Raw genomic sequence first — 13570 nt, 5'->3', positions numbered from 1 at the left:
TGGGGGTACGGAAACGATTCAAGGTATGAGGGGCCACTATGGAAAAATATTCAAATTAATAAGATAAATATAAACAAGAAACCTATCTGCGGATAGGTTTTTATTTTACAATAAAGATGGTTGAATATTGAAACATATATAGATTCTAGGGGGATTAGTTATGCCTAGTATTCAAGATACGATATATCCAAGAATCAAACATAATCTAAGTACGGAAGATTTAAGGAGTGTATACACGCCAACCAGAAGCGAAATAGAATGGACAAGTTTGAAAACAAAAGGAACATTACAGCAACTAGTGTTACTAATTTTGCTAAAAACTGTACAAAATCTTGGCTTTTTTACACGTATTTCAGATATACCTCCAATTATAATTAAACACATTGCACAGTCCGCTCAATTACCTATCCCTATTGAAACTGAATGGGAAGCATACAGTAAAACACGTACTATAAAAAGACATTATCAATTTGTAAGACAGTATCTAAAAATTCAACAATTTGATCATAATGCTCGTCAAATCATGCTTGATACAATGAAACATATAGCTGGAAGCAAAGATGATCCAGCTGATTTAATTAATGCAGCTATTGAAGAGTTAATACATCAAAGATATGAATTACCCGTCTATAACACTTTTAAAGAAGCGGCTAACGAAATAAGACACAAGTCTTATCGTTTCATTTACGAGCAAGTATATGAATCCTTACAAGAGCAACAATTACAACAAATAGACTATTTATTTCAAACAGAACCTGACACCTTTTATAGCCCGTGGAATCGCCTCAAAGAAGATGCCAAACCGTGCCTCCTTGTTTCATTTAAAAGAGTTAATTCTGCATTACGATTGGTTAATACATCAAAAAATACCTGTTTACCTTCTTGAAAGCTTTTCTTCAACCAAAATACAACAAATGGCTGCTGAAGCTAAAACATTAGATGCTTATCGTATGTCAGAAATAGAAAAGAAGAAAAGATATACGTTAGCCATCTCTTTGATTTCTGTACAAACATCAAGAATACTAGATAATATTGGTGAAATGCTGATAAAACGTATGATGAGTATTCATAAAAAAGGACGTGAATTTTTACAGGATTATAAAAAACAGACACAAAAACGAACGGATTCTTTAGTAGCCACTTTACAGCATGTACTTATGGCCTACCAAACGGAAGGAATACCTGATGAACGTTTACAAGCTATCCAACAAGTACTTGGAGATAAAGAAGATCAAGTATTACAAGATTGTGAGGATCATCTATCACTTAGTGGGGATAATTACTATTTGTTTTTACAAAAATTCTTTAAAAGTCATCGCTCTACACTATTCAAAATTTTAGAGGTATTCCCTTTACGGTCAACAACTCAGGATTCATCTATAGTAGAAGCCATTCAATTTATATTTTCTCATCAACATACCAGAAAAGAATGGATATCGGTCGCTCATATAAAAAAGATTGGACTGTGGAAAAGAGAAGTGACACCTCTTCTGAACTTGTCTTGGATACCTGATGGTTGGTGGAGATGGTTAAGTCCTAAAAAGAAAAGAGAAGTTGTTCCAGAGGAACTGAATCGTCGGCATTTTGAAGTGTGTGTATTTTCACAAATTATGTGGGGTTTGAAATCTGGAGATTTATATATTGAAGGTAGTGAAAAATATGCAGATTATCGAAAACAACTTATTTCATGGGAAGAATATGAAGAGAACCTTGAGGAATTTTGTAATCAATTAAACTTACCTAGTTTAGGTTCAGATTTCACAAAAAAGATACATCATAACCTTCAACAAGTTTGCCATAATACCAACAAATCCTTCCCACATAATCAGCAAGTTCGAATTGAAAAAGGCGAAGTAGTAATTGGAAAACTAAAAAAGAAGAAGGTTCTTCCTGAATTGAAAGAGCTTGAAAATTATATTATGTATAATTTAGAGCCGATTAACGTTCTAGATATGTTAGCAGATACAGAGTATTGGCTCAATTGGACACGTTTCTTTGGACCTATTTCAGGGTATGAAGGAAAATTAGAAAATCACATTGACCGTTATTTAACTAATACATTTTGTTACGGATGTAATTTAGGTCCTACTCAAACAGCTCGTTCAATACAAGAAATAGATCGAAAACAAATTGCTTGGATTAATCAAAGGCATGTAACAATTGAAGACTTAGACAAAGCAATTCGATATATTATTAATGCTTACAATCGTTTTGAACTTCCAAAATATTGGGGAGATGGAAAAAGTGCATCAGCAGACGGAACGATATGGGATGTCTATGAACAAAATCTTTTATCTGAAAACCATATTCGATATGGGGGTTATGGGGGTATTGGATATTATCATGTTTCCAACACATATATTGCTTTATTTAGTAATTTTATTCCTTGTGGGGTTTGGGAAGGAATACATATATTGGATGTTTTGATGAATGAAAAAGTAGATATTCAACCAGAAATTCTGCATTCGGATACGCAAGGACAAAGCACCACAGTCTTTGGTTTAGCTACTTTATTAGGTATTCAGTTAATGCCCCGCATTCGCAATTGGAAGCACTTAAAATTATTTCGCCCCAATTCACAAGACAGTTATGAACATATTGATGAACTATTTTCAGGAGAAATCAATTGGAGTATGATTGAAAATCACTACCCGGATATGCTTAGAATCGCGATGTCAATCAAAGCTGGTAAAATCACCCCATCCACTATATTGAATACATTAGGCACATACAGTAAGAAGAATAAAATATATCAGGCATGGTTCTGTTGCAAAGTTTTTCTAAGGGAAGTTAAAATGTAAGAAACATGAGGCGAGGAGAATACTATATGGGATATTTTAAAGGAAAACAATTTAAGAAGGATATTATTTTAGTAGCCGTTGGCTACTATTGTCGTTTTTCTTTAAGCTATCGCGATATCTCTGAACTTTTGAGAGAGCGTGGCATATCGGTTCATCCAACAACTATTATGCGTTGGGTCCATGAATATGGAAATTTGATCTATCAAATCTGGAAGAAGAAAAACAAAAAGGTACAATCATCGTGGAAATTAGATGAAACTTATATAAAAGTGAAAGGAAAATGGCGTTATTTATATCGTGCGATCGATAAGGGTGGATATACATTGGATATTCAACTTCGAAAAACAAGAGATCATCAGGCGGCATATGCTTTTATGAAAAGATTGGTGAAGGCTTTTGGAGAACCAACAGTTCTCACAACAGACAAAGCCCCAGCGCTACTTTGCGCGTTTAACAAATTAAAAGAACAAGGTTTTTATAGACGTACAACTCATTGTACAGTCAAACATTTGAACAATCTCATTGAACAAGACCATAGACATGTAAAAAGGCGTTTTGCCAAATCTATAGGATTTCAAAGCCTTCGTCATACTTCACGTACCTTGAAAGGTATTGAAACCGTTCATGCTCTATATAAACGAAAACGAAGTTTGCAACAACCAAACTTCGTTTTTTCGACGTATAATGAATTACAACAATTACTAACGATTGCATAAAATCCATCTGCAATCATACCAACTTTTTCTCTGTTAAAAAACTTTGCAACAGAACCCCAAACTTCATATTTATCATCCTCTTCACCGACTATTGTATCAAAAACGATTAAATGAGGATATTGTTACGAATAATATTGTTACATATTTTTGTTACACTCAGTATGCAAGTTAATTAGACTAAAAGTTTATTAATAATGACCGTAACAAAAACGGTCGTTTTTGTTATTGTATATCAAGGTTTAAATCCTTATTGCGGTCTATGACAGCTTCGCTGGTACTACTCCTAAACGGGATATGCTTTCCACAATAGAAGGATGCACTTCAGTCAAGGAAAAATTCTAAGTAAAAAAAATTCTTCGTCAAATACCCATTTTTAAACTTTTTATTAAAAGTCCTTTACATACCATAAGGGGGTATGGTATTGTGAAAATATGGAGGCAAGGAAGTGTCTGTGATTTCAGAAAATTTTAATAATATTGTTGGAATTGATCAATGCTGCTCATAAGACGATGTGAGAAAAAGCCACCATTCAGATAAAGTAAAGAATAACTTAACGATTAGTTCAGAAGATAATAAGTCATATATTGAAAGGAATGAAAAATTATGAGTTTAGAAGCTTTAAATGAACAAGTAAAAAGGGATCTTTCTTATCTTGCATTTGGGGGAGAGGACTGGGTATGCCCAACCCACCATCCTGAGGGGCATGTCTACGATACAGTGATTATAGGAGGTGGCCAGTGTGGTTTAGGTGTGGCCTTTGGGCTTTTGCGTGAAAGAATATCTAATATCCTTATCATCGACGAAAACAGTGAAGGATATGAAGGGCCATGGGTAACTTACGCTCGTATGATGACATTGCGTACGCCTAAACATTTGATATCCATTGATCTTGGAGTGCCTTCTCTGACTTTTCGCTCCTGGTGGGAAGCCCAATTTGGACCAAAAAGTTGGGAGGACATCGATAAGATTCCACGAAACGATTGGATGAACTATCTACGTTGGTATCGAAAGGTTCTTAATTTACCTGTTGTTAATGAGGTGAAGATGAAGCTTATTGAGCCTGCAGGGGAAGATATTTATCGACTGCATATTGAAGGAGCAGGAGCATCTTCTAATACATTACTGGCCCGCAAGGTTATCTTAGCCACTGGTATTCAAGGCGGAGGAGAATGGCACGTACCATCTATGATTTCCGAAACATTACCTCGTCACCTCTATGCACATACCTCAGAAGACATTGACTTTGAGGCCCTTAAAGACAAGAAGGTGGCAATTTTAGGCGGAGGGGCCTCCGCTTTTGATAATGCCAATTTTGCATTATCTGAAGGTGTGTGTTCGGCTCATATGTTTGTTCGCCGCACGGAGATGCCACGCATTAACCCAATGCGACAAATGGGGGTGTCAGGTCTAATTGAACGTTTTCATGTTCTATCGGATGCTGATAAATATGCCGTTATGGCCCATTACTTTAAGCATCAACCTCCTACAAATGACACATTTGAACGTGCAGCTTCACATCCCGGATTTAAATTACACTTAGGTGCACCATGGCTTGACGTACAGCATGAAGCTGAGAAGGCTGTTGTCACTACTCCACAAGGTAATTTTACTTTTGATTTTCTAATCATTTCCACTGGTCTTGTGACTGATCATTCTTTACGTCCAGAGCTAAAACTTTTCGAACGCCATATTGCACGTTGGGATGACTATTATAATGCACCTGCTGAGATCGCCAACCATAAGCTTGATGCGTATCCTTACCTTGGCCCTGGCTTTACTTTCACATGTCGGGACAAAAAGGAAACAAAGCATCTTCATGGGCTTTTTGTTTTTAACTATTCAGCTGTAGTTAGCTGTGGTATCTCAGCCTCTTCGCTTCCGGGAATGAGGTATGGTATACCTAGACTAGTTTCAGCTGTGGCAGACCAGTTGTTCTCTGATAATCATGAGGAGATTCTGAAAAACTTCTATTCTTATAATGAAGCTGAATTTGTTGGAGAATGGACAAAGAGGGGTTCTGACGTAAGATAATTTTTTCGATATGGATAAGGATAAATAAAAGGGTGCAGATATCTTCCCTTAACATAGGCTAGAATCTATTGGTGGGGGAGAGTTCAAGCCTAATTCGAAATATAGACTTAGTTTACTATTCAACTATTAAAGGGAGGATAGACAATTGGAGAAGGTCTTTACAAAATCGACGTATGCATTACTATTATTAGTCTTTCTTTGGGGTGTAAGTTGGCCAATCTATAAAATGGCTGTGCCTTATACGCCACCGTTATTATTTGCAGGTATGCGTGCATTGATTGGTGGCCTTATACTTGCAGCTCTCATATATAAAATGAGGAACAGGAGCAAATGGCGTGAAAATTGGTTGAAATATTGTATTTCAGCATTCTTTAATACGATTCTCTTTTTTGGGTTACAGACAGTAGGGCTCATTTATTTGCCAGGAGGACTGTTTTCAGTGCTTGTCTATTTTCAGCCAGTTTTACTTGGATTGTTTGCTTGGATTTGGCTTGGAGAGGACATGTCGTCGTTTAAAATCATGGGTTTGATTATCGGATTTCTTGGGATTGTAGTTGTCAGTGTGGACGGATTAACCGTTCATGTATCGATCATTGGTGTTGTCTTAGGGTTGCTTATGGCATTTAGCTGGGCGCTTGGTGTGGTTTATGTGAAGAAGGTGAGCAACGAAGTAGATGCTTTCTGGATGGTGTCTTTGCAGTGTATTATTGGTGGAGTTATTCTAATAGGTACTGGAACAATTGTTGAAGACTGGTCAGCTATTGAATGGAATGGTAAGTACCTTTTGGGACTCGGATACGGCTCCACTTTTGGCATTCCACTGGCATATATCATTTACTATAAACTTATTAATGCGGGAGAGGCAAGCAAAGTCGGTACATTCACGTTTCTTGTACCGATCATTGCAGTATTCATCGGTACGGTGTTTTTAGATGAACCGATAACTTACCGCCTTGTCGTAGGGTTATTATTAGTAGGTGTAAGTATTTATCTCGTGAATTATCGCGGAAAAACGGTGAATGCTTCATTATTCAATAGTGCGCAGGTAAAATCTAATACGGAAGAGTAAAAGCGTAAGTTCTAGAATAGCCAGAAATAGTTTAGAACTTGGCACACCATAAGGAGAGAATATGAATCGCCGATTCCATAGCAAAATCAAACCCATGTATTTTGATTAACCTTTGTTCAAAACGCGTGGGTTTCTTCTATTATAAAATCAATGTTCACAGCATAATTTTGATCGAATCTTATTCCAAACCAACAATACAGCCGGTCCCTTAGCGTACAGGAAATCGGCTTTTTGTTAATCGTGAGGTAGATATTTTTAGCTAATTTAGTTAAAAAACTAATAATGGAAATATAATACAGCTTATGACCCGTTTTTACACGTATCTCGGCTGAATCCCTTATTCACAAAAACCAGTCCATAGTAGCACAAGTGTTATTCTGTTAAAGGGCGCTTTAATGGAGCAACGAAATAAGCCTAATTTCTCAATTTTAATGAGAAATTAGGCTTATTATATTTACTCATAGTGCAAAATAGCGCTTAAAATAGGTGCAAAATAACTCCTAAAGTGACAGCCAGGGAACAGTTACAGCTTCGCTTATTTTAAAGAAACTAGCATCCTATCCCAGACAAAATAGCTTATCTGTAGCACTTCGTGAAATTGGTCGGATAGAGAGAAGTTTATATATGTTAAAATGGATACAAGATCCTGAACATAGGAGAAAGGTTCAGGTAGAGTTAAATAAAGGGGAAAGTAAACATTCTCTTGCGAGGGCTCTATTTTTCAATCGATTAGGAGAAATTCGTGATCGTTCATATGAAGATCAATTACATCGGGCAAGTGGTCTTCAACTTCTTATTTCCGCAATTGTAACTTGGAATTCTATTTATATCTCTCGTGCAATCGAGACGTTACGTGCTAATGGAATTCATATTCCGGAGGAAAATATTCAACATATTTCTCCGCTAGGATGGGAGCATATCGCACTTACAGGTGATTATGTTTGGAATTTAAATCAAAAGGTTAATTTTGAAAAATTACGTCCATTACGAGAAATTAAAATAAAAGTAAAGTAATAAAAACCCGATTCTTTACATACACGAGAATCGGGTTTTTGTGTAAAATATTTCCTTAACGTACAATTTTCTTTTTTCGGTCGTGTCAGGCCTTTTAGGGCTTTACAAGATTTTTAAGCCGCGAAATATCAATTCAACATATATTTCAATCCTTATCTTCTATCCTACGGCTCTATAGTTATCTTTCGTGCAATGGCTTGGTATTTAAACCTGACAATTGATCGAATACAGTATTTAGTTTTAAAACAAAAAGCGCAAACTAATAATGGAAATAATACCTCCCAGTACGGTTCCCAATAAACTACGTGTTTTTATAGCTATAATGAAAGTTGGTATGGCTGCAAAAAATTCAATGTTGCTTGTAAGTGATGCAATCTTTCCATCATGAATAAATATCTCTTGACCAATCAAAGCAGCTATAACAGAAATAGGGACATAATTTAACCATCGCATTCCCCATTCCGGTAACTCGAAACGACTTAGTACCATAAGAGGAACGACCCTTGGGATAAACGTTACAATAGCTGCCCCTAGAATAATTAAAAAAACTTCCCATCTTACTTCCATTTCTCCACCACCATTCCTATTGTTGAAGCAATAATTGTAGCAACAATAACCCCCATACTACTGGACAATATGAAAGAACTTCCCACAGCAATAACAACTGCTATAATTGCGACAATGATATCTAGTTTGATTGTACTTCGTCCTAACATTGTTATAATAAGAATCCCTATAAACATCGCTGGCAAGGCAAATCCTAGACCGAATTCTTCAGGATTGGAAATCCACTGTGCCAAAAATGCTCCTGCTAAATTAGCTACAAGCCAATTTATATAAGCTGTTATGTTAAGGCCATGCATCCATCTTTCACTGATTTGTTTTTTCTTTGCAGCTTCGCTAATAGCAACACCAAATGTCTCATCGGTAAGTAGGGAACCTACTAACATATTCCGAAATGGAGAAAGATGCCGAAAATAAGGTGCTAGTGCTGCACTAAGTAAAATATGACGAAGATTAACAAAGAAAATCGTAATAATAATGGCAGTAAGAGAACTGCTTGTTGCCATCATTCCTGCAGCAATAAACTGAGCAGAGCCAGCATAGAGGATTAAAGACATTAGAGCTATCTCAGCTATGCTAAGTCCCGCAGTCTTTTGAATAACACCTGCCGCTATTCCGATACTTAAATAACCCAGTAATGTAGGGATGCAATCTTTTACTCCTTTGATAAAGCTATCTTCATCTCTCTGAGATGAATTCACTTGGACGTTCGACAGATTCATTTCATTCCCTCCTTATTTTTAAATAATTAGAAGCTAACACACTAACTACTACGAAAAAAATGAAAGAAAATACGGTTCAATTTATTTGAACCGTTTTCCAGTGACAACATGGAATAGATTAGAATCGTTTTTCCAAAGAGCTTCCGTTTTCTCTGGACCAACTTCTTTAACTAATTCTGAGAACATAATGTCATGTCTAATGTACTCCATTGCGATTAATACCAGGGCTGGATCTTCTGTTTTTATTGCCCATGCAGGTGTATTTGGAGAAAAATTTGCAATTAATACTTCTTCATTGTCCCGTGCGACAATCGTTAATCGACCATTCATACGTTCCTCAGCTACTTCGGGAGCCATGTAATTATGATGAGTAGTTACACCAAGCTGCATATCAGATGCTCCAAAAAGAATAGAGAAAACATGGATTTCTTCATTTATTCGTCTATCTATAGCACTTTTTATAGAAGAGGCTTGTGGTTCCCAAATCGACAACCATATTTCTTCTTCTGCTTTATTTATGATATCAATCATTTCAGCAACAACATGCTCATCGCTGCTGATACGATGAATCACATCTACTTCTTGTTCACTTTCTAAAGCAGATAAATTCTTTTCAAGATAATTCATAGAATTTTCGAAGTTGTTACGTAATCGACGGATTAACTCTTTAGCTGGCAATGGGGCATAGGTTACAGGATCAGAAGGTACTGTATAAACCGCACCTTTATCTATTAATTTTGCCACCACTTCGTAAATCGTTGAACGAGGTACACCTGACCTTTTACTTATTTCATATCCTGTTATGGGATAATTCTTCAAAAGGCCTATATACGCTTTGCATTCATATTGCGAAAATCCCCATTTCTGAAGTTCTTTATAAAGTTCTTCCATAATAACTCCTTTAGTAGTTAGTGTAGTACTTACTATAAAATAAAGTAAATTATATGTCAAAGTTATTTTTTAGTACAAATATTAATTATAAGGGAAATAATCCTTAATAATTTCCCTCGTTAATAGAGAATAAATCGCCCCTTAACGTAGAGAAATTAACTTTTCAAATTCTTAAAAACATCTTATCTTTAATTTTATGTTATTTTGTTGGCAAGACCCTGATTTCACAATATTTTTTGGATATTCCAAATGTTTATGATGAAAATATATTTTTTATTAACTTATATCTGTTTGTATACGTCTGCATATGCCACTTTTAGTTGATTACGTAATTGTTTGTTTTCTTCTTCAACTTTCTTAATTCTCCGCTTCAACGATTCAATAATTACATCTTTATTGCTGTCACTCATCTCGCGTTATATCTGTTTTGGGTAGGGGATTGTGCTTGCTGTTGACGCAGGGTTTCAATCCGTTTACGGAACTTCTGATTATTGTACAGTGTCGCTTTAGCAATCCCCGCCTCATTTGCTACGCTATTAAAATTGATATTGGATAACTTTGCCCATCGCCCAAAAAGGGGTATTAAGACAAAATATTCCATATAAATTGTAGACGACTTTAGGGTTCAGCCTTAGTTGCCCGATTTGTAACATAAACGTTCGTTTTTGTTACGTTTTATATTTGAAAATATGAAATATCCTAACCGTTGAACTAGCTGTAACAAAATACTGTATCAAAAATAATCCGTAACATTATTATTAAAATACCTTTTTGTTACAACAAAATTTGATGAGTGGCTCAAAAAAGAAGTAATCGTTGCCGTATCCCTTTAACATGAAATTGGTGTTTTCTGCCTTATCACCCTTTTTCGGGGGATGGGCAAAGATACCCATATTTTAGTATTGACTAATTCTTAGGAGGTTGTGAAATTTATGGGTAAATATACTTCTTGTGATTCTTATGATGATTATCGTAAGAAAAAGCATAAATATTATGAGGATAATTGTCATTCGTCTTCTGAAAGAGTCATTAAAGTTTATTGTGATTGTAAGAAAGAGGAGAAGGTATCTCCTTCAGCATTTAGAGCTGTAAGTTTAGCACAGCAAAATGTTACTGCTCTTACAAATGTAAAGGTACTATATCCAATTAAAGAATTTGATCTAAATAATGAATATAATGTTACTACTTCTGTTTTTAGACCTAAAACAGATGGAATTTATGCTTTGAATGCGTCTGTTAACTTTACATCTACTGGAAATGTTGATTATAATGCAGGTATACATTTTTCAATTAATGAAATCCCAGTAGGGGAAGATGATGAATTTTGGAGAACAATTGTAGCAGGATCTAATGGGATTATAGCAAGTACTCAAATTGTATTGTTAAGAGCAGGGGAACCTGTAGAAGTATTTTTTATAAGTACTGCGCCAGGGCAAATTAATGCAACTAGAAGAAGTACTCAATTTTCAGCTACATTAACTCAGGTGATTTAAGTTTTTTGTAAAAATGGTGTATTGAGTCTTTTTACTATGTGAGAGGGCTTTTTTTTATAAAGAAAAGACACCCTAAGGTGCCTTCCTCCGACTTGAACCACTTTAATTTTAATAACATCTTTTCTTACAGTACAAGTATATAACAAGTTAATCCAACCTATAAACATTTTACCATATTTATCTATATTGATTGTTGAGAAATATAATTCAAATCAGTATTTTGTTCTATGGAATGGTAGTGTAGCAATTACCTAATTATATATGGACAATTATCTAAACATATTAGCTTTAAATATACTATCAAGACTAGAATTAATTAACTTTGTGTTAAGAGAGGTGACGATATATGGCAGGACAAGTAGATACTTATAAGGAGGATCCAATTTCATTTAATATTTGTCCAACATGTCCTTTAGTTAGTACTCCATTTTATAGTTATCCTGGATTTCCTTTATCAGGTAGAATAACAGCAATTAAAGGTTGCGGGTCTACACATTCGGGAGCGCTGGATTTGACGGTTCCGAATATTAAAATAGGTACTCCAGTATATGCTGCAGAATCAGGATATATTAATGTATTATCATATGGTCATGAATCATGTGGATGTAGCAACGTGTGTAATTATGGTAACTTTGTTTCAATAAGAAGCAATAATGATCATTTTATCACTCAATATGTCCATGTAACTCCGCTTCCTGGTCTTAAATTAAAAGATCAGGTATCTGTAGGTCAACAAATTGGTACAGTCGATATTTCTGGTTCTTCTTGTTCTCCTCACGTTCATATGGCTAGGTATAACTCTTCTGGTAGTCCAACTTGTGATTGGCAATTAGGTGTAACGGCTCACACTGTTCCATCTCATTCTCATTCTTATCCTTATTTCCATCATACTCATCCTAGCGTGCCAGTCGATCCTGGAGTATCAGCTCATCCTTATATGCATTCTCCAGGGGTTTATCACCCTAGTGTTCCACCAATTCCTCGTTCATGTTTATATTATTGGTAAATGGGTAACTATGCTCATCCCCCGAAAAAGGGGAATAAGCTAAATTCATAAGAAAATTATGCTAAAAACACCTATAATAATAAACTATATGGAAAGACCGCATTTTGTATAAAAATATACCTTAAGTTGATGGATGTGTGGCGGTACCCCCTATTATGGATGCTTCTAAATTTATTCCAATAGTCCTTATATAAAACACTATCCTAAAATCTTTTCGAAAGTGGATGCCACGGGTGTACAGTTGTTTTGAATATTTCACCAATAACAGCCGGATCAAGGTTAACAATTCTTGTAGCCTCATCAAGACTCTCTATTTCTAAAATAATCATGCCGCCAGTGTCATCCGTAAAAGGGCCTGCACCTATTACCTTATCAGTCTTTTCTCCGTATTCTCTCCAAAAATCTCTGTGTTTTTCCAAATCTTGCTCCCAAATTTTTTTTCCTTGTTCCCAATTTTCACCTTGCGTAAATAGGATAACAAAGTAGTTCATTTTAACATCCTCCTCTGTTCTATATTTATGTCCACTCTATCAAAATTCGACAGAAAAGAAGAATATCCTACAAAACAAAAAGCCCCATTACTCCTACTAATAACCCAAGTGGCCTCACCATATTACAGTTAGTAGAACAACTTCTGGAAAAGGACGTTCACTTTGCAATTTTAAATTTAGGAATAGATACTAGAACTCCAACAGGAAAATTCTTTTTAACTGTCATAGCTGCCTTTAGTGAACTAGATCGAGAAATGATTAAAGAAAAACAACATGCGGGAATAAAGTTAGCGAAACAAAAAGGAGTATATAGAGGAAGATTGAAGAAATACACGGATAAGCACCCAGGTATGAATCATGTGATTGAATTACGGAAGCATACCAATAAAACTGTTAAAGAAATATACCAAATTACAGGAGTCAGTCAGGCCGCTCTGTATCGTAGATTAAAAGAACTTGAATAAAGTTCTTTTTTAATTTGTAATTAAATCCCAGAGTGGCCCCTCATACCCAGAATCGTTTCCGTACCCCTATTGAGGCGATCAAGCAATGTGTTATGTGCGGGTTAAGCATTTCTTTATTGCTAATGATTACAGGGAGGCAAGAATGGCATGAAAAGAAACTACAAGTTACGCTTGCAAAAGAGACGAAATTCGCAACACAACTTACGTATCATAAAAACAAATGGATTTCTCCAGCTTTACATGAGTTTTTAACAATTGTACGTGAACATGCGGAGAAGTGGGAGAGACGGTAGTAGAATGAAAGTGTA

12 protein-coding genes and 3 pseudogenes are annotated in these 13570 nt (G+C 35.6%); 10 read left to right on the top strand and 5 right to left on the bottom strand.

The window, feature by feature from the left end:
* The first annotated feature begins 160 nt into the window (after positions 1–160).
* The 6 genes and pseudogenes from DJ93_RS32475 to DJ93_RS26140 all read left to right on the top strand — a co-directional run.
* Complete coding sequence (locus DJ93_RS32475; RefSeq protein WP_052109650.1) at positions 161–886, top strand: DUF4158 domain-containing protein; 726 nt, start codon at positions 161–163, stop codon at positions 884–886.
* On the top strand, positions 795–2801 hold the full coding sequence (locus tag DJ93_RS32470) for a Tn3 family transposase (RefSeq protein WP_117288006.1): 2007 nt from the start codon (positions 795–797) through the stop codon (positions 2799–2801). The genes DJ93_RS32475 and DJ93_RS32470 overlap by 92 nt, the downstream gene beginning before the upstream one ends.
* A 26-nt stretch (positions 2802–2827) precedes the next feature.
* Complete coding sequence (locus DJ93_RS26155; protein ID WP_042983958.1) at positions 2828–3517, top strand: IS6 family transposase; 690 nt, start codon at positions 2828–2830, stop codon at positions 3515–3517.
* Positions 3518–4120: 603 nt separating this feature from the next.
* Positions 4121–5548 (top strand): NAD(P)-binding domain-containing protein, encoded by a 1428-nt coding sequence (locus tag DJ93_RS26150; RefSeq protein WP_042983957.1) that lies wholly within the window; start codon positions 4121–4123, stop codon positions 5546–5548.
* Between the two features lie 145 nt (positions 5549–5693).
* Entirely contained in the window at positions 5694–6617 is a 924-nt protein-coding gene (locus tag DJ93_RS26145) for a DMT family transporter (RefSeq protein ID WP_042983956.1), read from the top strand.
* A gap of 504 nt (positions 6618–7121) precedes the next feature.
* Positions 7122–7631, top strand: a pseudogene (locus DJ93_RS26140) (Tn3 family transposase); the annotation flags it as partial.
* A gap of 240 nt (positions 7632–7871) precedes the next feature.
* On the opposite strand, the gene DJ93_RS26135 reads toward DJ93_RS26140, so the two are convergent.
* From DJ93_RS26135 to DJ93_RS34070, 4 genes and pseudogenes are all read right to left on the bottom strand, one after another.
* Entirely contained in the window at positions 7872–8198 is a 327-nt protein-coding gene (locus tag DJ93_RS26135) for an AzlD domain-containing protein (RefSeq protein WP_042983954.1), read from the bottom strand.
* On the bottom strand, positions 8189–8917 hold the full coding sequence (locus tag DJ93_RS26130; RefSeq protein WP_042983953.1) for an AzlC family ABC transporter permease: 729 nt from the start codon (positions 8915–8917) through the stop codon (positions 8189–8191). Before DJ93_RS26130 ends, DJ93_RS26135 begins: the two co-directional genes overlap by 10 nt.
* 81 nt (positions 8918–8998) lie before the next feature.
* A complete protein-coding gene (locus DJ93_RS26125; RefSeq protein ID WP_042983952.1) occupies positions 8999–9808 on the bottom strand; it encodes a TrmB family transcriptional regulator in 810 nt (269 codons plus the stop codon).
* A 281-nt stretch (positions 9809–10089) separates the two neighbouring features.
* Positions 10090–10358 (bottom strand): annotated as a pseudogene (locus DJ93_RS34070) (DUF6262 family protein); the annotation flags it as partial.
* Positions 10359–10740: 382 nt separating this feature from the next.
* On the opposite strand from DJ93_RS34070, the gene DJ93_RS26120 reads away from it, so the two are divergent.
* Entirely contained in the window at positions 10741–11301 is a 561-nt protein-coding gene (locus DJ93_RS26120; RefSeq protein ID WP_052109647.1) for a hypothetical protein, read from the top strand.
* 346 nt (positions 11302–11647) lie between these two features.
* Positions 11648–12307: a M23 family metallopeptidase gene (locus tag DJ93_RS26115; protein WP_042983951.1), complete on the top strand. Its 660-nt coding sequence runs from the start codon at positions 11648–11650 to the stop codon at positions 12305–12307.
* 203 nt (positions 12308–12510) lie between these two features.
* Here DJ93_RS26115 and DJ93_RS26110 read toward each other — a convergent pair whose 3' ends face one another.
* Positions 12511–12798, bottom strand: coding sequence for a YciI family protein (locus DJ93_RS26110; protein WP_042983950.1), 288 nt, complete (start codon positions 12796–12798; stop codon positions 12511–12513).
* A gap of 113 nt (positions 12799–12911) precedes the next feature.
* Here DJ93_RS26110 and DJ93_RS34675 point away from each other — a divergent pair.
* Both DJ93_RS34675 and DJ93_RS26100 read left to right on the top strand, forming a co-directional pair.
* Positions 12912–13262, top strand: a pseudogene (locus DJ93_RS34675) (recombinase family protein); the annotation flags it as partial.
* A 32-nt stretch (positions 13263–13294) separates the two neighbouring features.
* On the top strand, positions 13295–13555 hold the full coding sequence (locus tag DJ93_RS26100; protein WP_338151488.1) for a LysR substrate-binding domain-containing protein: 261 nt from the start codon (positions 13295–13297) through the stop codon (positions 13553–13555).
* The last annotated feature ends 15 nt before the right edge of the window (positions 13556–13570 follow it).

Origin of the sequence: Bacillus clarus (assembly GCF_000746925.1) — a bacterium.
Classification (GTDB): Bacteria; Bacillota; Bacilli; order Bacillales; family Bacillaceae_G; genus Bacillus_A; species Bacillus_A clarus.
The sequence above is the reverse complement of the archived record's forward strand: the minus strand, read 5'-3'. Positions and strand labels throughout refer to the sequence as shown.

What these genes read in the sequence shown, in the direction of transcription:
- DJ93_RS32470 (WP_117288006.1), top strand. Translation starts at nt 795, where the DNA reads ATGCCAAACCGTGCCTCCTTGTTTCATTTAAAAGAGTTAATTCTGCAT.
- DJ93_RS26120 (WP_052109647.1), top strand. Translation starts at nt 10,741, where the DNA reads ATGGGTAAATATACTTCTTGTGATTCTTATGATGATTATCGTAAGAAA.
- DJ93_RS26155 (WP_042983958.1), top strand. Translation starts at nt 2,828, where the DNA reads ATGGGATATTTTAAAGGAAAACAATTTAAGAAGGATATTATTTTAGTA.
- DJ93_RS32475 (WP_052109650.1), top strand. Translation starts at nt 161, where the DNA reads ATGCCTAGTATTCAAGATACGATATATCCAAGAATCAAACATAATCTA.
- DJ93_RS26115 (WP_042983951.1), top strand. Translation starts at nt 11,648, where the DNA reads ATGGCAGGACAAGTAGATACTTATAAGGAGGATCCAATTTCATTTAAT.
- DJ93_RS26135 (WP_042983954.1), bottom strand. Translation starts at nt 8,198, where the DNA reads ATGGAAGTAAGATGGGAAGTTTTTTTAATTATTCTAGGGGCAGCTATT.
- DJ93_RS26125 (WP_042983952.1), bottom strand. Translation starts at nt 9,808, where the DNA reads ATGGAAGAACTTTATAAAGAACTTCAGAAATGGGGATTTTCGCAATAT.
- DJ93_RS26110 (WP_042983950.1), bottom strand. Translation starts at nt 12,798, where the DNA reads ATGAACTACTTTGTTATCCTATTTACGCAAGGTGAAAATTGGGAACAA.
- DJ93_RS26130 (WP_042983953.1), bottom strand. Translation starts at nt 8,917, where the DNA reads ATGAATCTGTCGAACGTCCAAGTGAATTCATCTCAGAGAGATGAAGAT.
- DJ93_RS26150 (WP_042983957.1), top strand. Translation starts at nt 4,121, where the DNA reads ATGAGTTTAGAAGCTTTAAATGAACAAGTAAAAAGGGATCTTTCTTAT.